Consider the following 19,331-nt stretch of genomic DNA (forward strand, 5'->3'; position numbering starts at 1 on the left):
GCCCCCAAGGTCCCATTCCCTCTTCCCGCTTCCCTCTTCCCGCCTCCGCTTCACCCGCCCAGGAATCATCCCCCCACCACGCCCCCGCCTCCACCCTGTCTCCAGTTCCACCCATGGAGGTCCCGATGACAACCCGCTTCCTGGTCTCCCTGCCCCAGCCGGCGCGCGCGCGCGGCGAGGGCGGGCTCTCCTTCACGTCCGAAAGCCCGCAGGGCTTCGCCGAGGAGCTGGAGAACGCACTGCGCACGCCCGCGCTGTTCGAGCGCTGGCGGGCGGCGCAGCCGGAGCCGGACGAGGTCGACCCCACCCTCGGCGCGACGGATCCGGAGGCGCGGGTGACCGGCAGCCAGCGGGATCTGCGCATCGAACTCGACATCCGCACCCGGCTGTCCGGCGACATCCTCAAGCAGCGCCTGCGCTGGCTCGCCGGCAACGGCTGGGAACTGCGCGACGTGCGTTCCGACACCACGCCGCAGGGGGGCTGGATCGGCCCCGCGGGCTGAGGCGCTCCGGCGAGAAGCGAGGGATGAGGAGTGAGAAGCGAGGCAGAGGAGCAACTGCCCGCCCTCGTTCTCACTCCCCTCCACTCACTCCTCGAAACGCCCGTCCACCGCCTGCCGGCCGAGGGCGACGTCGTCGCTGAAGAAGCCGTCGATGCCGGCGTCGAGATGGGCGCGGATCTCCGCGACCGAGCCTTCCGGGTTGCGCGCCTGCGGCGGTCCGCCGGCCGCGAGCGCCGGCGGCAGGAAGGCGTTCTCCGGCCGGAAGGTGTAGGGCATGACCAGCAGGCCGGCGGCGTGGGCGTCGCGCACGAGCGCGGTGGGCGCGCCAAGGGCGCCGTCGGCGTCGAGCGGGATCACGAGGCGGCTGGGCGGGCCGATGCCGTCGGCGTAGCCCGCGACCTCCCGCAGGCCGGCGGGGGTCGCCATCGCCCCGTAGGTCAGGTCTCTGCCGGCGGACGCCGCATCCCACGGCCGGCCGTCGGGTGCGCCGAGCAGCTGCAGCAGGCGGACGTTGCCGCGCGCAGGACCGAGGCGCGCCCGCAGCGCGCGCAGGTTCGCGACCTCGAAGGACTGGATCCACACCGGCGCCCGACGCGTGTAGGGATGCGCCTGGATGGCGTCGAGCAGGGCGTCCTCCATCGGCAGGCCGATCGAGGCGAAGTAGCTGCCGTGCTTGATCTCCGGCACCAGGCCGATGGTGCGCCCCTCGCGTTCGGCGGCCTCCGCGACCAGCGCGACGATCTCCTCCCAGGTCGGGACCTCGTAGCGGCCGTCGTGGTCGGTGGGACGCAGCTGCGGGATGCGCTCGCGCGCGCGCAGCGTCTTCAGCTCGGCGAGGGTGAAGTCCTCGGTGAACCAGCCGGTGACCGGCGCACCGTCGATCGTGCGGGTGGTGCGTCGCGACGCGAACTCCGGCCGCTCGCCGACGTCGGTGGTCCCGCCGATCTCGTTCTCGTGGCGCGCGACCAGCATGCCGTCGCGGGTCATGACCAGGTCCGGCTCGACCATGTCCGCACCCAGCGCGATGGCGACGCGGTAGGCCTCCAGCGTGTGCTCGGGGCGTTCGGCGCTGTGCCCGCGATGGGCGATGACCAGGGCGCCTGCGGCGGGCGGCGCGGGTGCGGGCGCCGGCGCGGCGGCGCAGCCGGCGAGGGCGGCGAGGGCGGCGAGGATCACGAGGAAGGACAGGCGCATCGGCATGAACCGGGCAGTGGACCGCCTCCCATTCCAGCGCAGCCATCCTGCACGCGCATGACGGCGGCTCAGCCGGTGTTCTGCACGCCGGCGGCGATGCCGTTGACGGTCGCCACCAGGGCCTCGAACAGCTCGCCGTCCTCGGGCCGGTCCTGCGCGCGCCAGCGCGCGAGCAGGTCGACCTGCAGCAGGCTGATCGGATCGACGTAGGGATTGCGCAGGCGGATCGACTCGCGCAGGCGGCGATCGCCGGCGAGGATCTCCTCGCTGCGCTTGATCGCGAGGATGCCGTCGCGGGTGCGCCGGAACTCCTCGCCGATGCGCGGGAAGAACCCGTCGTGCAGGTCGCCGGCCAGCAGCGAGTAGCGCTCGAAGATGCCCAGGTCGGACTTGGCCAGCACCATCTCCACGTCGTCGAGCAGGGTGCCGAAGAAGGCCCAGTCCTGCGCCATCTCGGCGAGCGCGTCGATGCCGTGGCGCGCGATCGCCCGCTCCAGCGCGTGGCCGACGCCGTACCAGCCGGTGAGCCCGGCGCGGTTCTGCGACCACGCGAACACCCACGGGATGGCACGCAGGCTCTGCACGCCGCCGCTGCCGCCGCGCTTCGAGGGCCGGGAACCGATGCGCAGGCGCTGGATCACGTCGATCGGGGTCGCCGCCTGGAAGTAGTCGGGGAAGCCCGCGGTGTCGTAGACCAGATCGCGGTAGCAGGCACGGGCATCGCGCGCGAGCTCGGCGGCGATCGCCTTCCAGCCCGCCTCGCGCGCGTCCGCCGGCCGCGGGCGCAGGGTCGCGCGCAGCACCGCGCCGGTGGCCTGTTCGAGGTTGCGCAGCGCGATGGCGCGGATGCCGTACTTGCGGTGGATGACCTCGCCCTGCTCGGTCAGGCGCAGCACGCCGTCCACCGAGCCGCGCGGCGCCGCGATCACCGCGCGCTCGGTCTTGCCGCCGCCGCGGCTCGCGGAACCGCCCCGGCCGTGGAAGAACTCGATCCGCACGCCGGCGTCCTGCGCCACCGCCGTGAGTTCGACCTGGGTGCGCTGCAGCGCCCAGCGCGAGGCGACGATGCCGCCGTCCTTGGCGCTGTCGGAGTAGCCGAGCATCACCACCTGGCGGCCGCCGCGCGCATCCAGGTGGGCGCGGTAGACCGGGTCGGCGAACAGGGCGCGCATCACCGCCGGGGCGGCGTCGAGGTCGTCCACCGTCTCGAACAGCGGCGCCACGTCGAGCGGCACCTGCTCCTCTTCCACGCAGCCGGCGATGCGGGCCAGCGCCAGCACCGCGAGCGCGTCGGCGGCGCTGCGCGACATGCTGACGATGTAGGGGCCGAACGCTGCCGCGCCGTAGCGCCGGCGCGACTCGGCGACCGTGCGGAACACGTCCAGTGTGGCGGCGGCCTCGCCCGGCTGGGCGGCGGCCGGCGGCGCGGCGACGACGGCGTGCAGGCGCTCGACCCGCGCCTCGACCGGACGCGCGGCCCACTCCGCATCGCCCAGCAGCGCCGCCAGCGCCGCGTCGTGCACGGCGGAATCCTGGCGCAGGTCCAGCGCGGCGAGGTGGAAGCCAAAGGTGCGCGCGCGGCGCAGCACCCGGCGCAGGGTGAAGACGCCGGCGTGCTCCCCGCGGTTGGCGCACAGGCTGGTCTCGATCAGTTCGAGGTCGTGGACGAAGTCCTCGGCCGAGGGATAGCCCTGCGTGCGGTCGTCGGCGGTCGCGGTCAGGCGCGCGGCCATCAGCAGGAGCAGCACGCGGTAGGGCGTGTCGTCGTAGCGGGCCTTGATCCGCGCCGCGGCCTTGGGCAGCAGGCGACGGTAGCTGGCGAGGCGCTCGAGCACGCGCGCATCCACCTCGACCCGCGACAGCGACTGGGTCAGCAGCGCGGCCAGGTGCCGCAGGTCGCGCCGGTAGGCCTCGAGCACCTGCGCACGCTGGCCGGCGAGCGTGGCGGCGATGGTGTCGGCACCGACGTTGGGGTTGCCGTCCATGTCGCCGCCGACCCAGGAACCGAAGGCCAGCACCTGCGGCACCCGTCCGCGCGCGGCCTCGCCCCAGGTCGTCGCGAGCGCATCGGCGAAGGCTTCCTGGAACACCGGCGCGACCTTGTAGAGCACGTCGGAGAGATAGAAGCTCACGTGCTCGAACTCGTCGGCCACGCTCGGCTTGTGCGGCGCGGTCTCGGCGGTCTGCCAGCCCGCGGTGAGCGCGGTGCGCATGCGCCCGAGCCCGGCGCGGCGCTCGGGCGGGGTCAGGGTGCGGTCGAGGTCCTCGACCAGCACGCGCACGATGTCCTGCTCCTTCTCGAGCAGGGCGCGGCGCACGGCCTCCGTCGGATGGGCGGTGAACACCGGCTCGATGCGCAGGCGCGTCGCCAGGGCGAGCATCTCGTCGAGGGTGACGCCCTCCTCGCGCAGCGCGGCCATCACCTGCAGCAGCGAGCCGGGCTGCGGGCTCGCGCCGCTGCGCTCGTAGTCGCGCCGGCGGCGGATGCGGTGCACCCGCTCGGCGAGGTTCACCGCCTGGAAATAGGTCGCGAACGCGCGCACCAGCGCCTCGGCGCGGTCCAGCGGGACGTCGTGCAGGCGCCCGGCGAGGGCGTCCAGCCCGGCACCGTCCTCGCGCCGCCGGATCGCCGCGACGCGCAGGGCCTCCACCTCGTCGAGGAAGTCCGGCCCGACCTGCTCGGCCAGGATCTCGCCCACCAGCGCGCCGAGGCGGTTCACGTCCTCGCGGAGGGGGCGGTCGGTGTCGGGAAGATCGATCTCGCGCAGCGGCGCGTCGGCGGGAAGGGTCGTCCGGGTCATGGGCCGAGCCTAGCAGGCCGCGCGTCATGCGCTCCGCCCTCGCCTCGACCTGCTCGAAACGCGGCGGGAGTCACGCTTCACACGACACCCTAGGGTCGACCCCAGCTACGACTGGGGTCAGGGGCGCTTACGCTGGCCCTTCGTATGCCCTCGCCCCGGAGGCATCGCATGCTCATCGACAGGCTGATCGAGAGGAGCCCGCTCCTGAGCAGGGTGCTCGGGGGCAGCGGCGCAGCCAATCCGGGCCAGGGCCCGCAGTTCGGCGGCAGGCAGCCCCTGCGGGGGGCGGGGCTGACCGACGCGCTCAACCGTCTCGGCCTCACCACGCCGGCGGCAGGCAACAGGGGTGGCGCGCCTGGCGCCGTTGGAACGCCGGGTGCCCCCGGCGGCGGCCCCCCGGTCGCATTCCAGCCCCAGGTCGGCCCCGGCCACCCGCCCGCCCCCTTCGCCAACGGGCATGTGCTGCCCGCGCAGGCCGGCAATGGCGGCCCCCATGGGCCACTGGGCCTGCTCCATGCACCGGGCCGCACGGCGCCCGCCCAGGGTGCGCCGCTGGTCCAGCCCGGGCACGGCTTGCCTACACCCGGCGGCGGCACCCTCGCGCTGCCCGTCCCGCCGGGCCTCGCACGTGCGATGCCCGCAGCGAACCCGCTCGCCCTGGCCCAACCGGGAACCGGACCGCTCCAAGCCCCGGGCCTGCCGGCGGGGGTGCCGGTCGCACGCGGGCTACCGTCGCCGGCAGCGGCGACGTCCGCGCCGATACCGATGGCCACGGGCCTGCCGGGTGCCGCAGCGTCCGGCCTCGGCCAGGGCATCGCGCAGACCGCGCAGCAGCTCGGCCAGACGGTACAGGGTCTGTTGCGGCCCGGGCAGGCATCGCCGCCGCCGATGCCGGCCGCACCCCAGCTTCCCGGCACGGCCGGGCCTGCCACCACCCTCGGCCAAGGCATCGCGCAAACCGCGCAGCAGCTCGGTCAGGCGGCGCAAGGCCTGTTGCGCCCCGGACAGGCAGCGCCGCCGCCGATGCCGGCCGCACCCCAGCTTCCCGGCACGACTGCACCCGCCACCGCCCTCGGTCAAGGGCTTGCCCACACCGCACAGCAGCTCGGCTCGCCCCCGCAGAGCCTGCTCCGCGCGGGGCAGCCCGCGACGCCGGCGACCACGCAGGCTGCGACCACGGCGGGCATGGCGGTACCCGGGCAGGCAGCGCCGACACAGCCGGCAACGACGCGCAACCTGCCGGGCGCGCCGGCGCAGGCCAGTCCGGCCTCGACCTCGACACCCTCCCAGGCCGCGCCGCCGACGGGGATGCCACAGACGGCGCCACGCGCAGCCACTGCATCGCCGGTGCCCGCGAGCGCACAAACAACCGTCGCGCCAGGCACCGCGGGCACCACCGCCACCGTCGCGCCGGTTCCTGCGCGCACGACGGCAGATGCGCCGCCCCCCGCCACTCCAACGGGCGAGGCCGCACGCAGCAGCGAATCCGCCAGCCTGCTCGACCGCCTCGGTGCACTGCTGCGGCCCGGCGCGAACGCGCCGCAGGTTTCCCAGCCGGCCGCAAACGTCGCGGCCACCCCCGGCGGCGCCGAACAGGTCGCCGGCACCACCGTGCTCGCCCAGGCCGCGCAGGCCCCGGCCGCACGTGCGGACGCCCAGGCGCCGTTGCAGGGCACGACGGCCGAACAGCGCGCGCAGCGCGGCGACCAGATGGCGACGCCGGTGTACACGGCGGAAGGCCCCGGGCGCCGCCCGCTGCGGCGCCGGGTGCGGATGCTGCCTGCGACCATGACCCGCCTGCTGGTCGTGCTCGGCGAGAAGAGGGCCCTGCTTCTGCCGCAGGATGCCGACCCGAACCGCGACGTTCACCGCGCCGTGCAGCAGCTGTTCTGGGTCTTCGCGGTGACCGCCTACGGCTGCCTCGGCCTCGCGCTGCTGATGCTGCTGCCCGGGCTGCGCGACGGTGCGCCCACCAGCACGGCGGCCTCCGCCACCGGCACGGTCTCGCTGTTCATCGGCCTCGCCGCAGGCGCCGCCGCCTGGGTGCTCGCGCGGCGCGCGCTGCGGGCCTCGCGCAGGCCGGAGTCCTGAGGCGCGGACTCAACCCGCGCCGTGGCACTTCTTGTACTTCTTCCCGCTGCCGCAGGGGCAGGGATCGTTGCGCCCGGGGGCGGTCTCGCGGCGCACGGGGGCCGGACGCTGGTCGTGGATGCGCTGCAGGAACATGTCGTGCAGCATCTCCGGCAGGTCGTCGGCCAGGTCGAAGCGCTCGGCGAGCGACAGCACGTCGGCCTCGTCGGCACCCACCTCGCGCGCGTGTTCGGCATTCACCAGGGCCAGGCGCGAGATCACCAGGACGTCGTTGGCGATGTCCTCGTGCGCGTCGAGCCAGGCATCCCACGCCTCGGCGCGCAGTTGCGTGCCGTGCAGGAAGCCGCCCGCCCAGGCCGAGGCGTAGGGGAAGTCGGCCGGCAGCCCGGCCAGCGGATCGTCCGCATCCGGCGCGACCGTCTCGGCCTCCTCGGGCAGGCCGAGGAAGGGATGCGCGGCGTCGCGTCCACCGGGACGTTCGTCCGGGGCCACCGCGATGCGGCGCAGGATCTGCGCCTCCAGGCGCGCGATCAGCGCCTGCGCCTCCTCGGTCTGGCGGGCGTCGCGCCGGGGCGTGGACGTGCCCCAGACGGCGGGCAGGTAGTCCTCCGCCGTCAACGCGACCGGCCCGGCGAGCACGGCCGACAGGAAGCCGTCGAGCATCTCCAGCCCGATGATGCCGTCCGCGGGATCGGCGCAGCGGTCGAGCAGCAGGTCGAGGCGGTCGAGCTCGGCATCGTCGAGCGGAAGGTCGTTGGCGCGGGTCATGTCAGTAGGCGAACTCGTGGAAGACGGGATCCACCGAGCCGCCCCAGGCGCCGTGGAAGCGTTCGAGCTTGCGCTCGGCGGCGGTGACGCCGCTGCGGGCGACCTCGATCAGCGGTTCGAGGAAACCGGCCTCGTTGTCGCCGGAGGCGTTGAGGCGGGCGCGGCGGCTGAGTCCCGCGCCGGCGATCTCCAGGGCCGCCAGGGCGAGGTCCTGCACGCGGCCGCCGCGGAACGGCAGGGCCAGGGCGTGCTTCGGCACGCCGTCGCGCAGGGCGTGGCGCTCTTCGCGGGTGAAGTCCTTCACCAGGTCCCAGGCCGCGTCGAGCGCGGCGTCGTCGTAGAGCAGGCCGATCCAGAACGCGGGCAGCGCGCACAGGCGCTTCCACGGGCCGCCGTCGGCGCCGCGCATCTCCAGGAACTTCTTCAGCCGCACTTCGGGAAAGGCGGTGGTGAGGTGGTCGGACCAGTCGCGCAGGCTGGGGATCTCGCCCGGCAGCGGCGCCAGCCGCCCCGCCAGGAAGTCCCGGAAGTCCAGCCCCGCGCAGTCGACGTACTCGCCGCCGCGGTAGGCGAAGTACATCGGCACCTGCAGCATGTAGTCGACGTAGCGCTCGAAGCCGAAGCCGTCCTCGAACACGAAGTCGAGCATGCCCGTGCGGTGCGGGTCGGTGTCGGTCCAGATGTGCGAGCGGTAGCTGAGATAGCCATTGGGCCGCCCGTCGGCGAAGGGCGAGTCCGCGAACAGCGCGGTGGCCACCGGCTGCAGCGCAAGGGCGACCCGGAACTTCTTCACCATGTCGGCCTCGTCGGCGAAGTCGAGGTTGACCTGCACCGTGCAGGTGCGGGTCATCATGTCGAGGCCGAGGCCGCCGACCTTCGGCATGTAGGCGCGCATGATCCGGTAGCGGCCCTTGGGCATCCACGGCATGTCCTCGCGGCGCCACTTGGGCTGGAAGCCCATGCCGAGGAAGCCCAGGCCCAGCTCGCTGGCGACGGCCTTGACCTCGCGCAGGTGGGTCTCGGCCTCGCGGCAGGTCTGGTGCAGGTTCTCCAGCGGCGCGCCGGAGAGTTCGAGCTGCCCCGCGGGCTCCAGGCTCACGGAGGCGCCGTCCTTGGCCAGTGCGATGAGCGTGCCGTGCTCCTCGATGCGCTCCCAGCCGAAGCGGGTCAGGCCCTCGAGCATGGCGCGGATGCCGTTCTCGCCCTCGTAGGCGGGCGGACGCAGGTCGTCCAGGCGGAAGCCGAACTTCTCGTGCTCGGTGCCGATCCGCCACGCCTCGCGCGGCTTGCCGCCGGCGATGAGGTACTCCACCAGCTGGCGGCGGTCGGTGACGGGGATCTCGGATTCTTGGCTGGGACCGGACACGCGCGGGCGCCCTCGCTTGGGGCCCGCAATGATGGGGGCAGGCGGGGGGATGGGAAAGGCCGATGGGCTACGCACAGCGTCCCGACGACCGAAACTATCGGCTCCCGCGGACAGGAGCCCGCGCGGGAGGCGGCGGCCACCGGGGTTCGCCTTTGCCCGCCCCGCGCGCGATGCTGCGACGCCCCTTGAGACTCCGGACACCCCATGCGGAACAGCCCGCCTCCACCCCGCCGCCCGAGCACCGCCCGATGAAGCGCCGGCGCTGGCACGCAGCGATCCGCCGCGCGGCGACAGCCGCGCTGCTGGCCGCGACGGCGCACGCGGCGGCGGACACCCTCGAGCGCGGCAACGGCCCCGAGCCGTCCACGCTCGACGCGCACCGCTGCCAGGAGGTCGCCTGCGGCAACGTGCTGCGCGATCTCTACGAAGGGCTGGTCGCCGAGTCCGCGGAAGGGCGGCTGGTGCCCGGCATGGCCGAGCGCTGGGAGGTGTCGGACGACGGCCGTCACTACCGCTTCCACCTGCGCGAGGGCCTGCGCTGGAGCGACGGCACGCCGCTGGACGCGCATGCGGTGGTGGCCAGCTTCCGGCGCGCCTTCGAGCCGGCGACCGCGGCCCCCTTCGCGCAGGCGCTGGAGATGATCGAGCACGCGCCCGCCATCCAGCGCGGCGAGCTGCCGCCCGAGCGCCTCGGCGTGCATGCGCCGGACGCGCGCACGGTGGCGTTCCGGCTGACCCGCAGCGCGCCGCTGCCGGCCCTGCTGACCCTGCCCATCGCCTTCCCGGTGCGGGTGGACCGCGCGCGCGCCCTCGGTGCCGAACACACCCGCCCCGGCAACCTGGTGAGCAACGGCGCCTACCGCCTGGTCGCATGGACGCCGCAGGCCTCGCTCACGCTGGAGCGCAACCCGGCCTTCCACGACGCCGCGAACGTGCGCATCCCGCGCGTGCGCTTCCACGTCACCGAGGACGCCTCCAGCGAGCTCAAGCGCTTCGCCGCCGGCGGCCTGGACATCACCGAGGTCGTGCCGCCGCAACCGCTCGCCGGCCTGCGCGCGCGCTTCGGGGAGCAGCTGCGGATCGCGCCCTACCTCGGCAGCTTCTGGCTCGGCCTCAACCTCGAACGCCCGCCCTTCCGCGACAATCCTGCCCTGCGCGAGGCGCTGTCGCTGGCGATCGACCGCGACATCCTCACCCGCCACGTCACCGCGCTCGGGGAGCAGCCCGCCTACGGCATCGTCCCGCCCGGCATCGACGGGCATGCGCCGGCGGCATTGCCGTGGGCGGACATGAGCCAGTCCGAGCGCGTGGCGCTCGCGCGGCAGCGCTACCGCGAGGCGGGCTATGGGGACGACCGGCCGCTCACCGTGGAGCTGCGCTACAACACCTCGACCCCGCACCGCCGCCTCGCGCTGGCGGTGGCCGCGATGTGGCGCGAGACGCTCGGCGTGCGCACGCGCCTGCGCAACGAGGAGTGGCGGGTCTTCGTCCAGAACCGGCGCCAGCGCGCGATCACCGAGGCGTTCCGCGGCGGCTGGATCATGGACGTGGAGGACCCGCGCAGCCTGCTGGCCAACTTCGTCGGCGACACCGCGCTGAACTGGAGCGGCTACCGCGACCCGGACTTCGAGGCGCTGCTGGCGGCGGCCGACGCGGCACCCGACGCCGCCGCCCGCAGCGCCCTGCTGCGCGAGGCGGAGGCGCGCCTGCTCGACGCGCATGCCGTGATCCCGCTGTACTACTACACCTCCAAGCACCTGGTGGCGCCGCGCGTGGGCGGCTGGCAGGCGAACCCGCTCGACCGCCATCCCACCCGCCATCTCGACCTCGACGGCGGGGCCGCGCGATGAGGCGCCTGCCCGCGCGCCTGTTCGAGGCGCTCGCCACCCTGTGGCTGCTGGCGACGCTGTGCTTCTTCCTGCTGCGCGCCGCGGAGGGCGGGCCCTTCGACACCGAGAAGGCCGCGCCGCCGGAGGTGATCGCCGCGCTCGAAGCCCAGTACCGCCTCGACCAGCCGCTCTGGCGCCAGTACCTCGGCTGGCTGGGCGACGTCGGTCGCGGCGACCTGGGACCGTCCTTCCAGTACCCCGACTACACGGTCAACCGCCTGCTCGCGCTGGGCCTGCCGGTGACCGTCTCCAACGGCGCGCTCGCCCTGGCGCTGGCGCTGGCGGTCGGGCTGCCGCTGGGCGCCTGGGCCGCGATGCGGGCGGGAAGCCCGCTCGACCGCGGCCTGATGTTCGGCGCGGGTCTCGGTCTGGCGGTCCCCAAGTTCGTCGCCGCCCCCCTGCTGATCCTGGTGTTCGCCGTGGCCCTGCAATGGCTGCCGGCCGGCGGCTGGGACGGCGGCTGGCGCAGCCGCGTGCTGCCGGTGATCGCGCTGGCCCTGCCCAACCTCGCCTATGCCGCGCGCCTGATGCGCGCCAGCCTGCTGGAGACCCTCTCCGCCGACTACCTGCGCGCGGCGCGCGGGCGCGGGCTTTCCGCCGCGCGCGTGCTGTTCGCCCATGCGCTGCGCCCCGCCCTGCTCCCGGTCGCGGCCTGGCTGTCGCCGGCGCTGATCAGCGTGGTCACCGGCTCGGCCATCGTCGAGCAGGTGTTCGGCATCCCCGGCATCGGCCGCTACTTCGTGCAGGGCGCGCTCAACCGCGACTACACCCTGGTGCTGGGCGTGGTGCTCGTGGTGGGCGCGGCGATCGTGCTGATCAACGCGCTGGTGGACGCCCTGCGACGGTGGATGGATCCACGGCTGCGGGACGCATGACGCCCGACCGCAGGCAGCGCCCGGGCGGCGGCGCGTGCAGGGCGATGCCACATACAGAGCACAGGCAAGTGCCTGGCGCGGGCATGCAGTGCCGCTGCAAGAGCAAGTGCAGAGCTTCCGCGCCTGCGGCGCGGCCTACTTTTGTCTTGGCAAAAGTAGGCAAAACCGCTCCCGCGGGCCGCTCGCCGACGCTTCGCGTCGGTGCCCTGCGCTTCTCGCCGGGCGCGGCGGCGGCCGAACTCGCTTCGCTCAGACAACGGCCGCCTTCCTTCCGCGCCCGCCTGCGATGCTCGGCTCGCTCTAACGCGGGATGGCAGAGCACGGCCAGAGCCAAAGCAAGAGCGCGCGTGTCGTTGCCGTTGCCTTAGCTGTTGCTGTTGCTGTTGCTGTTGCTCGTGACCTTCTTCGCCCTTAGAGCGAGCCGAGCACCGCAGGGCGAGGCGGAGAATAGGCGGGCGTTGTCTGAGCGAAGCGAGTTCGCCCGCCGCCGCCTCGACCGAGGAGCACAGGGCACCGGCGCGTCAGCGCCGGCGAGCGGCCGGGCGAAGGCGGTTTTGGTTCCTTTTGCCAAGACAAAAGGAACCCGCGCCGCAGGCGCGGAAGCTCTGCACTTTGCTGTTGCTCTGCGCCTGGATGCGGAGCCCCACACCTTCGATCGCCGGGATGACGAGGTAAGCAGCGCTGCATGCAGATCCTGCGCCCGAGCGAGCCGATCATCGCAGGCCGGCGCGGAAGAAAGGCAGCCGCTGTCCGAGCGAAGCGAGTTCGGCCGCCCGCCAGCACGTGCGGACGCGCGGATCAGGCCTCCGCCGGCTGCGGCGTCTCGCGCGGCGCCGAACCGAGATCGAGCCAGCCCGCCACCACGCTCCGCAGCTCGTCCACGCCGAGCTTCGACGAGGACGAGAACAGCTGCGCGGTGACGTGCTCGCCGTAGTCGGCCTGGAGCTGGCGACGGACCTGGAGCAGGGTCGACTGCTGGGCGCCGCGGCTCAGCTTGTCGGCCTTGGTCAGGATGCAGTGCGCGGGCAGCGCGCGGGCGTGCGCGTAGGCCAGCATCTGCTGGTCGAACTCGCGCAGCGGGTGGCGCACGTCCATCACCACCACCAGCCCCACGAGGGCCTCGCGGTCGCGGAAGTAGCCGTTGATGAAGCTCTGCCAGTGCGCGCGCAGGTCCGGCGGCACCTTGGCGTAGCCGTAGCCCGGCAGGTCGACCAGCCAGCGTTCGGGGCGCACGCGGAAATACACCAGCTGCTGGGTGCGGCCGGGGGTCTTGGAGGTGCGCGCGAGCTTGTTGTGCCCGGCCATGGCGTTGAGCGCGCTCGACTTGCCGGCATTGGAGCGCCCTGCGAAGGCCACCTCGCGGCCGCCGTCCGGCGGGAGCTGGCGCGGCAGATGGGCGGCGAGCACGTACTCGGCGCTGTTGAGCGGATTGGACATGGGGTACCGGAACGATGGGCGCCGGAGACGATAGCATCCGGCCGCGCAGCGCCCGGTGGCCGCGCTTCGTTGACCACCCTCGGGTGCACCGCGATAATCTCGCGGTTCCGCGCCACGGCGGCCGCCCGGCCGCTTCAGCCCATCGCGTTCCGGAGTCAACCCATGCCCTTTCCGCGCAGCCTCGGCCTGGTCGGCCTTCTCTTCGCCGCCACCGCGCTCGCCCAGAACCAGGATGCGGCACAGCCGGCGGTCCAGCCTGCCCCGGTGCCGCCGGCCGAACAGCCGAGCCCCGATCCGACGCCCGCCCCCTCCGACATCGAGCAGCCGCGCTCGGGCCAGGAGCGCCACGCCGAGGGCGGCAGCCCGGCCGTGGCCCAGCCGCTGCCCGAGGAGGCCGCCGCGCCGATGGTCGCCCTCGACGATCCCGACGCGCCGGTGAACCCGGGCGATGCGTCCGCCGGCCAGGCCATCGCGGCCGTCTGCGCGGCCTGCCACGGCGCCGACGGCAACTCGGTCGATCCGCAGTACCCCAAGCTGGCCGGCATGCCGGAGCGCTACATCGCGCGCCAGCTCGCCCTGTACAAGAGCGGCGAGCGCCCCGACCCGATCATGATGGGCTTCGCCGCCCAGCTGTCCGCCCAGGACATGCGCGACGTCGGCGCCTACTTCGCCAGCCAGAAGGTCCTGCCCGGCCTCGCCGACGACACTCCGCTCGCGGACGGGCCGAACGAGGGCCAGCCGTTCTACGCGGTGGGCGAGGCGATCTACCGCGGCGGCGACCGCGACCGTGGCATCCCGGCCTGCATGGCCTGCCACGGTCCCGCCGGCGAAGGCAATCCGGGCCCGGCCTACCCGGCGCTCGCCGGCCAGCACGCCGGCTACACCGTCGCCCAGCTGCAGCACTTCCGCAGCGGCCAGGGCTGGGGCGAAGGCGCGAACGCCAACGTGGTGATGCCGGCCATCGCCGCCAACCTCAGCGACGAGGAGATCCAGGCCCTGGCGACCTACATCGAAGGCCTGCACGCCGTCGCCGAACAGGCACCGGCGAACTGATCCACGGCCCCGCACTGCGGGGCCGTTTCCTTTCGACACCAGAACTCGGGACGCATCATGCTCAAGCTCCGCCTCCTGGCCCTCGTGCTGTGCACCGCGACGCTGACCGTGGCATGCGGCGCGGAGGACGCCCCCGCACCCACGGCGCCGCCGGCGCCCGCCGCCGAGACCGCTCCGCCGCCCGCCCCGGCCCCCGCGCCGCAGGCCGAACCGGCGACGACGGACGAGATCGCAACGCCCGCCGCGGCCGCCGAGCCCGCGACCGACGGCACCACCGCGGAGGCCGGCACGCCGGCCTCGCCCGCCGCCGAGACCCCCGCCCCGGCCCGCTACAGCGGCCCCACGCCGGTCGAAGGCACCAACTACCACCGCATCCCGCAGCAGCTCGCGGTGAACCCGCAGCCCGGCCGCATCGAGGTGGTCGAGATCTTCGGCTACACCTGCCCGCACTGCGCCGCCCTGCAGCCGTTCGTGGCGAGCTGGAAGGCCCGCCTGCCGGCCGACGTGGACTACATCCACCTGCCCGCGGCCTTCGGCGGCTTCTGGGAAACCTACGCCCGCGCCTACTTCACGGCCGAGGCCATGGGCATCGCCGACCGCAACCACAGCGCCCTGTTCCAGGCGGTGCACGTCGAGCGCAGCCTGCCGCCGAGCGCCAATGCCGGCCCGCTGATCGCCCGCTGGTACGGCGAGCGCGGCGCCGACGCCGCCGCCTTCGAGTCGACCATGCGCTCCTTCGCCATCAACGCGCGGGTGGCCCGTTCGCAGCAGCTCACCGAAGCCTGGGGCGTCACCGGCACGCCGGAGATCGTCGTCAACGGCAGGTACCGGGTCGTCGCCGCCGGCGGCTTCGAGACCATGCTGCAGACCGTGGACTACCTGATCGATCAGGAGCGCCACGCGGACTGAGGCGGGCCGCCACCGGCAGCACCTTCCCGACGGGGCCGCGCTGCGGCCCCGTCGTCGTTTCCGGACACGCTTCCGTCATCCTGCTGCAACACCGGCGCCAAGCGGGCGCCACATCCGTGGTCGATGATCCCGGGCTTTACCGCGCCCCCGGGCGCGGCTCATGTCCAGCAAGGGGAACATCGATGCGATTGACTCACAGCCTGATGGCGCTCGCCGTCGCGTCCGCGCTCGTCGCGGCACCCGCCGCCGCGCAGTCCGGAGCCGTCTCCGCAGCCAGCGTCGTCGAGGCGCGCGTGCAGGGCGCCGCCGGCGTCGTCTTCGGCGAGGTGCGCGAATCGGTGCGCGGCGCGGCGCTGCCGGGCGCACGCATCCGCATCAACGGCGTGGAGACGACCACCGCCTCGGACGGCAGCTTCCGCGTCGCCGGTCTCCCCGCCGGCACGCACGCCATCAGCGTCGACTACCTCGGCTATCAGCCGCTCGCCGACCGGATCACCGTCGGCGCCGACGGCGGACTGCGCGTCGAGATCAGCCTGGTCAGCACCGTCGACACCTCGACCACGCTCGGCCGCATCGAGGTCCGCGCCACGCGCGACGCGCAGGCGCTGGCGCTCAACCAGCAGCGCGTCTCCGACAACTACCGCAACGTGGTCTCGGCCGACCTGCTCGGCCGCTTCCCGGACACCAATCTCGCCGAGGCCACCCAGCGCATCCCCGGCGTGTCGATCGAGCGCGACCAGGGCGAGGGCCGCTACGTCAACGTGCGCGGCGCGCCGCTCGAGTTCACCAGCGTTTCGGTGGACGGCGTGCAGCTGGCGTCGCCGAACGCCTCGCGCCGTGCGGTCGAGCTCGACACGATTCCCGCGGACGTCATCTCCGCGCTCGAAGTCACCAAGGCCCTGACCCCGGACATGGACGGCGACGCCATCGCCGGCCAGATCAACATCGTTACCCAGAGCGCGCTCGACGGCGACGACCTGATCCTGCGCGGCTCGGCCGGCGCCGGCGAGTACGAGCTCGGCTCGGGCAAGAACCAGCGCGCCAACCTCACCATCGGCAACCGCTTCGGCGCCGACCGCAACATCGGCGTGCTGATCGCCGCCTCGGGCAGCCGCTCGGGACGCTTCACCGACAACGTGGAGACAGCGTTCTTCCGCGACGAGGACGGGCGCATCCTTCCCGAGACCACGGAAATCAAGGACTACGAGGGCGAGCGCACCCGCACCGGCGTGACCGGCCGCTTCGACTTCCGCCTCGACGCCGACAACCTGTTCTACTTCATCGCCTCGAACTCGCGCTTCAAGGACCACGAGTTCCGCGACACCCTGGCGATCGAGTACGAGCGGCACACCGACGACTCCACCGAGTTCGCCGGCACCGCCGGGCGCGCCACCTTCGACAAGGAGCTGCGCGAGCGCACCCAGGCGCAGCGCATCCGCACCTTCAACCTCGGCGGCGAGCACTACGCCGGCAACGACTGGAAGATCGACTGGCAGGCCTCGCGCAGCACCGGCATCCTCGAGGTGTCGCCGCGCATGCAGTACATCTTCCGCTCCAGCGTGCGTCCGCAGCTGGAGTACGACTACGCGAATCCCGACTTCCCCAGCTGGCGCATCGTCGGCGCCGACGGCGCGCCCGAGAGCGGCGTGAACCTGCCCGAGGACTGGTACGCCTTCCGTCGCCTCAACGACCGCTACGAGTACGCCAAGGAGAACGAGACCGGCCTGCGCCTCGACTTCAGCCGCCCGCAGACCTTCCTCGGCGACTCCGGCGACCTGCGCTTCGGCGTCCGCGCGCGCCTGCGCGACAAGGACAGCAACGACGACCGCCGCCGCAATGGCGATGCGGGCGACTTCGCGTCGCTGGGCATCGGCTACTCCGACATGCTCTGCGACAGCTGGTCGAACAACTTCGACTACTTCCTGACCGGGCGCCGCTTCTGCCGCGACATCTTCTCGCGCTACGCCGAGGCGCTGCGCGAAAGCCCCAACCACAACGTGCTGGTCCCGGACTCCATCACCAACGACTACCGCGCCGAGGAGGACATCCACGCCACCTACGTCCGCCTCGACGCGCGCTGGGACAAGCTCAGCATGGTCGGCGGCCTGCGCTACGAGCGCACCGCCACCTCGGGCGAGGCCGCCTACTACGACCTCGACGAGGAGACCGCGGTGGTGCAGCGGGTCGAGCGCGACTACGTGAAGCTGCTGCCCAGCCTGCACTTCCGCTACGAGTTCGATCCCGACTCGATCCTGCGCTGGTCGTACTCCACCGGCATCAGCCGCCCGAACTTCACCAACACCGTGCCGCGGCTGGTGATCAGCGACAACGACCGCGAGATCGAGGGAGGCAACCCGGAACTCAAGGCGACGTACTCGCACAACCTCGACGTCTCCTACGAGCACTACCTGCGGCCGCTGGGCCTGCTGTCGGTGGCGGCGTTCTACAAGCGCCTGGACGATCCGATCTTCGTGACCAACAGCACCGTGGCCGGCGGTCCCTACGACGGCCTGCGGCTGACCCGCGCGGAGAACGGCGCCGACGGCCGCATCCTCGGCCTCGAGCTGGCCTGGCAGCAGACCTTCGACTTCCTGCCCGCACCGTTCGACGGTCTCGGCGTGTACGCCAACTACACCTACGCCGACTCGCGCGCGGAGCTGCCCTTCGGTGCCGGCCGCACCGACCTGCCGGGAACCTCGAAGCACAACGCCAACGTCGCGCTGTTCTACGAGAAGCACGGCTTCAACGCCCGCATCGCCTGGAACCACCGCTCGAAGTACATCCAGGAGTTCGACGTCCTCGACCCGGACTTCAACGTGTTCTGGGACGAGCGCTCGATCCTGGACTTCTCGACGAGCTACCAGTTCTCCCCGAACTGGCAGGTCTTCGGCGAGATCAACAACATCACCGACTCCCGCCAGCGCCGCTTCCAGGGGCAGGACAACCGGGTGCTGGAGCTGGAGCAGTTCGGCCGCTTCTGGCTGGCCGGCGTGCGCTTCGAGTACTGATGCGCGTTTCCTGAACGACCATGACCGCCGGCCCTTGTACGGGCCGGCGGCGGTCGCCATGGTCTCCACCACGCCGGCATGACGCCGGCGGGCGCACCCTGCCGTCCACCGCAGGGCCTGTCGAAGTCCATGCCGCCGAGCCCAAGCCCCAACGCCGCTGCGCCCTCCGCGTCACCCTCCCGACACACCCTGTCGGTGCTCAGCGCCAACATCCAGGCCGGCTCCAGCACCCAGGCCTACCGCGAGTACGTCTCGCGCAGCTGGTCGCACGTGCTGCCGGCGGGAAAGCGCGACAACCTCGCCGCCATCGCGCGGACCGTGGCGCCCTTCGACATCGTCGGGCTGCAGGAGTCCGACCCGGGCAGCATGCGCTCCGGCTTCAACAACCAGACCCGGGTACTGGCCGAAGCCGCGCACTTCCCGTTCTGGAGCCACCAGCCCAACCGCAGCATCGCGCGCATCGCCGGCAGCGCCAATGGCCTGCTCAGCCGCATGGCGCCCACCGAGGTGCTCGACTACCCGCTGCCGGGCCGCATCGCCGGCCGCGGCGTGCTGATGGCCCGCTACGGCGGCGACGACGGCCTGACCGTGGCGGTCGCGCATCTGTCGCTCGGGGCGCAGTCGCGCCACGCCCAGCTGGCCTTCCTCGCGGAGCTGCTCGGCGACGCCCCGCACGCGGTGCTGATGGGCGACTTCAACTGCCACCACGAGGCCAAGGAGATGCAGGTCCTCTACCGCCGCACGCGGCTGGAGCCGCCCGCCTGCACCCACCTCACCTTCCCGAGCTGGCGCCCCGCGCGCTGCCTCGACCACATCCTCATCGGCGGCGTCGCCTGCAGCGGGCTGCGCACGCTGGTCGCCGGCCGTTCGGACCACCTTGCGATCGCCGTCGACATCGAGGTCGACGCCCACCTGGTCGAATCGCGGCCGGCCGCACGCGCCGCCGGCGCCTGAACGCGGGTCGCGCCCATCGACAGGGCGGCGCGGGTTGACTACCGTGTCCGTGTTCAGGTCGCGTGCCTTGGGGAGGGCATTCGCATGCACACCTTGTCCAACCGGATCCGGCAGGCGCGGGGCCTCCTGCCGATGACCCAGGCCGAGCTGGCCCGCCAGGTCGGCGTGCAGCGCAGCGCGGTCGCGCAGTGGGAGCAGCACAACGGCACCGCGCCCAGCATCCGCCACATGCTGCAGATCGCCCAGGTCACCGGCACCTGCCTGGAATGGCTGGCGACCGGCCGCGGACCCGTTCGCATCGACCAGAGCGAGACGACCGCCGCCGTCGTGCTCGACGACTACGCGCAGGACCATCTCGAAAGCCGCCTGCTCGAGGCCTTCCGCAAGATCCCCCGCCGCCAGCGCGAGCCGCTGGTCGGCATGATCGAGATGATGGCGCGCCGCTAGGCGGCCGCGCGGTCCGCACGGAGACCGGCCCGCCGC

Annotated in this window: 14 protein-coding genes; 9 read left to right on the forward strand and 5 right to left on the reverse strand. The window is 73.2% G+C overall.

Translation table 11 applies throughout. The annotated features are described in order from the left end of the window. The first annotated feature begins 125 nt into the window (after positions 1-125). Positions 126-503, forward strand: coding sequence for a hypothetical protein (locus ACFO3Q_RS09190; RefSeq protein WP_377004372.1), 378 nt, complete (start codon positions 126-128; stop codon positions 501-503). 84 nt (positions 504-587) lie between these two features. Here the strand turns inward: ACFO3Q_RS09190 and ACFO3Q_RS09195 are convergent, their stop codons facing one another. Then, complete coding sequence (locus ACFO3Q_RS09195; RefSeq protein WP_377004373.1) at positions 588-1,703, reverse strand: glycerophosphodiester phosphodiesterase; 1,116 nt, start codon at positions 1,701-1,703, stop codon at positions 588-590. A 62-nt stretch (positions 1,704-1,765) separates the two neighbouring features. Beyond that, positions 1,766-4,498 (reverse strand): phosphoenolpyruvate carboxylase, encoded by a 2,733-nt coding sequence (gene ppc, locus ACFO3Q_RS09200; protein ID WP_377004374.1) that lies wholly within the window; start codon positions 4,496-4,498, stop codon positions 1,766-1,768. Between the two features lie 168 nt (positions 4,499-4,666). Here ppc and ACFO3Q_RS09205 point away from each other — a divergent pair, with 168 nt between their 5' ends. Further along, complete coding sequence (locus tag ACFO3Q_RS09205; protein WP_377004375.1) at positions 4,667-6,589, forward strand: hypothetical protein; 1,923 nt, start codon at positions 4,667-4,669, stop codon at positions 6,587-6,589. A gap of 9 nt (positions 6,590-6,598) precedes the next feature. Here ACFO3Q_RS09205 and ACFO3Q_RS09210 read toward each other — a convergent pair whose 3' ends face one another. After that, positions 6,599-7,357 (reverse strand): UPF0149 family protein, encoded by a 759-nt coding sequence (locus tag ACFO3Q_RS09210; protein ID WP_377004376.1) that lies wholly within the window; start codon positions 7,355-7,357, stop codon positions 6,599-6,601. 1 nt (position 7,358) lies between these two features. Continuing rightward, positions 7,359-8,723, reverse strand: coding sequence for a glutamate--cysteine ligase (locus ACFO3Q_RS09215; RefSeq protein ID WP_377004377.1), 1,365 nt, complete (start codon positions 8,721-8,723; stop codon positions 7,359-7,361). 248 nt (positions 8,724-8,971) lie between these two features. Here ACFO3Q_RS09215 and ACFO3Q_RS09220 point away from each other — a divergent pair, with 248 nt between their 5' ends. Both ACFO3Q_RS09220 and ACFO3Q_RS09225 read left to right on the forward strand, forming a co-directional pair. Beyond that, positions 8,972-10,573, forward strand: a complete 1,602-nt coding sequence (locus ACFO3Q_RS09220; RefSeq protein WP_377004378.1) for a peptide ABC transporter substrate-binding protein — start codon at positions 8,972-8,974, stop codon at positions 10,571-10,573. After that, positions 10,570-11,487 carry an ABC transporter permease subunit gene (locus tag ACFO3Q_RS09225; protein ID WP_377004379.1) on the forward strand — a complete coding sequence of 306 codons (918 nt, stop codon included), beginning with the start codon at positions 10,570-10,572 and terminating at the stop codon, positions 11,485-11,487. Before ACFO3Q_RS09220 ends, ACFO3Q_RS09225 begins: the two co-directional genes overlap by 4 nt. 798 nt (positions 11,488-12,285) lie before the next feature. Here the strand turns inward: ACFO3Q_RS09225 and yihA are convergent. Then, positions 12,286-12,924 (reverse strand): ribosome biogenesis GTP-binding protein YihA/YsxC, encoded by a 639-nt coding sequence (gene yihA, locus ACFO3Q_RS09230; protein ID WP_377004380.1) that lies wholly within the window; start codon positions 12,922-12,924, stop codon positions 12,286-12,288. Between the two features lie 162 nt (positions 12,925-13,086). Between yihA and ACFO3Q_RS09235 the strand changes: the two genes are divergently transcribed. The 5 genes from ACFO3Q_RS09235 (at position 13,087) to ACFO3Q_RS09255 (ending at position 19,295) form a co-directional block, all read left to right on the forward strand. Then, the gene (locus ACFO3Q_RS09235; protein WP_377004381.1) at positions 13,087-13,977 is read left to right on the forward strand and encodes a c-type cytochrome; all 891 of its coding nucleotides are present in this window, start codon (positions 13,087-13,089) and stop codon (positions 13,975-13,977) included. A gap of 57 nt (positions 13,978-14,034) precedes the next feature. Then, entirely contained in the window at positions 14,035-14,886 is an 852-nt protein-coding gene (locus tag ACFO3Q_RS09240; protein WP_377004382.1) for a thiol:disulfide interchange protein DsbA/DsbL, read from the forward strand. 182 nt (positions 14,887-15,068) lie between these two features. Beyond that, positions 15,069-17,894 carry a TonB-dependent receptor gene (locus tag ACFO3Q_RS09245; RefSeq protein ID WP_377004383.1) on the forward strand — a complete coding sequence of 942 codons (2,826 nt, stop codon included), beginning with the start codon at positions 15,069-15,071 and terminating at the stop codon, positions 17,892-17,894. A 129-nt stretch (positions 17,895-18,023) separates the two neighbouring features. Next, positions 18,024-18,848 (forward strand): endonuclease/exonuclease/phosphatase family protein, encoded by an 825-nt coding sequence (locus ACFO3Q_RS09250; RefSeq protein WP_377004384.1) that lies wholly within the window; start codon positions 18,024-18,026, stop codon positions 18,846-18,848. 84 nt (positions 18,849-18,932) lie between these two features. After that, positions 18,933-19,295, forward strand: a complete 363-nt coding sequence (locus ACFO3Q_RS09255; RefSeq protein ID WP_377004385.1) for a helix-turn-helix transcriptional regulator — start codon at positions 18,933-18,935, stop codon at positions 19,293-19,295. Positions 19,296-19,331 lie beyond the last annotated feature (36 nt).

The sequence above is a fragment of the Coralloluteibacterium thermophilum genome (genome assembly GCF_042654365.1).
Classification (GTDB): domain Bacteria; phylum Pseudomonadota; class Gammaproteobacteria; order Xanthomonadales; family Xanthomonadaceae; genus Coralloluteibacterium; species Coralloluteibacterium thermophilum.

Excerpts from the sequence above, each read along its gene's own strand:
- ACFO3Q_RS09190 (WP_377004372.1), top strand. The coding sequence starts at position 126 with ATGACAACCCGCTTCCTGGTCTCCCTGCCCCAGCCGGCGCGCGCGCGC.
- ACFO3Q_RS09195 (WP_377004373.1), bottom strand. The coding sequence starts at position 1,703 with ATGCCGATGCGCCTGTCCTTCCTCGTGATCCTCGCCGCCCTCGCCGCC.
- ppc (WP_377004374.1), bottom strand. The coding sequence starts at position 4,498 with ATGACCCGGACGACCCTTCCCGCCGACGCGCCGCTGCGCGAGATCGAT.
- ACFO3Q_RS09205 (WP_377004375.1), top strand. The coding sequence starts at position 4,667 with ATGCTCATCGACAGGCTGATCGAGAGGAGCCCGCTCCTGAGCAGGGTG.
- ACFO3Q_RS09210 (WP_377004376.1), bottom strand. The coding sequence starts at position 7,357 with ATGACCCGCGCCAACGACCTTCCGCTCGACGATGCCGAGCTCGACCGC.
- ACFO3Q_RS09220 (WP_377004378.1), top strand. The coding sequence starts at position 8,972 with ATGAAGCGCCGGCGCTGGCACGCAGCGATCCGCCGCGCGGCGACAGCC.
- ACFO3Q_RS09225 (WP_377004379.1), top strand. The coding sequence starts at position 10,570 with ATGAGGCGCCTGCCCGCGCGCCTGTTCGAGGCGCTCGCCACCCTGTGG.
- yihA (WP_377004380.1), bottom strand. The coding sequence starts at position 12,924 with ATGTCCAATCCGCTCAACAGCGCCGAGTACGTGCTCGCCGCCCATCTG.
- ACFO3Q_RS09235 (WP_377004381.1), top strand. The coding sequence starts at position 13,087 with ATGCCCTTTCCGCGCAGCCTCGGCCTGGTCGGCCTTCTCTTCGCCGCC.
- ACFO3Q_RS09240 (WP_377004382.1), top strand. The coding sequence starts at position 14,035 with ATGCTCAAGCTCCGCCTCCTGGCCCTCGTGCTGTGCACCGCGACGCTG.
- ACFO3Q_RS09245 (WP_377004383.1), top strand. The coding sequence starts at position 15,069 with ATGCGATTGACTCACAGCCTGATGGCGCTCGCCGTCGCGTCCGCGCTC.
- ACFO3Q_RS09250 (WP_377004384.1), top strand. The coding sequence starts at position 18,024 with ATGCCGCCGAGCCCAAGCCCCAACGCCGCTGCGCCCTCCGCGTCACCC.
- ACFO3Q_RS09255 (WP_377004385.1), top strand. The coding sequence starts at position 18,933 with ATGCACACCTTGTCCAACCGGATCCGGCAGGCGCGGGGCCTCCTGCCG.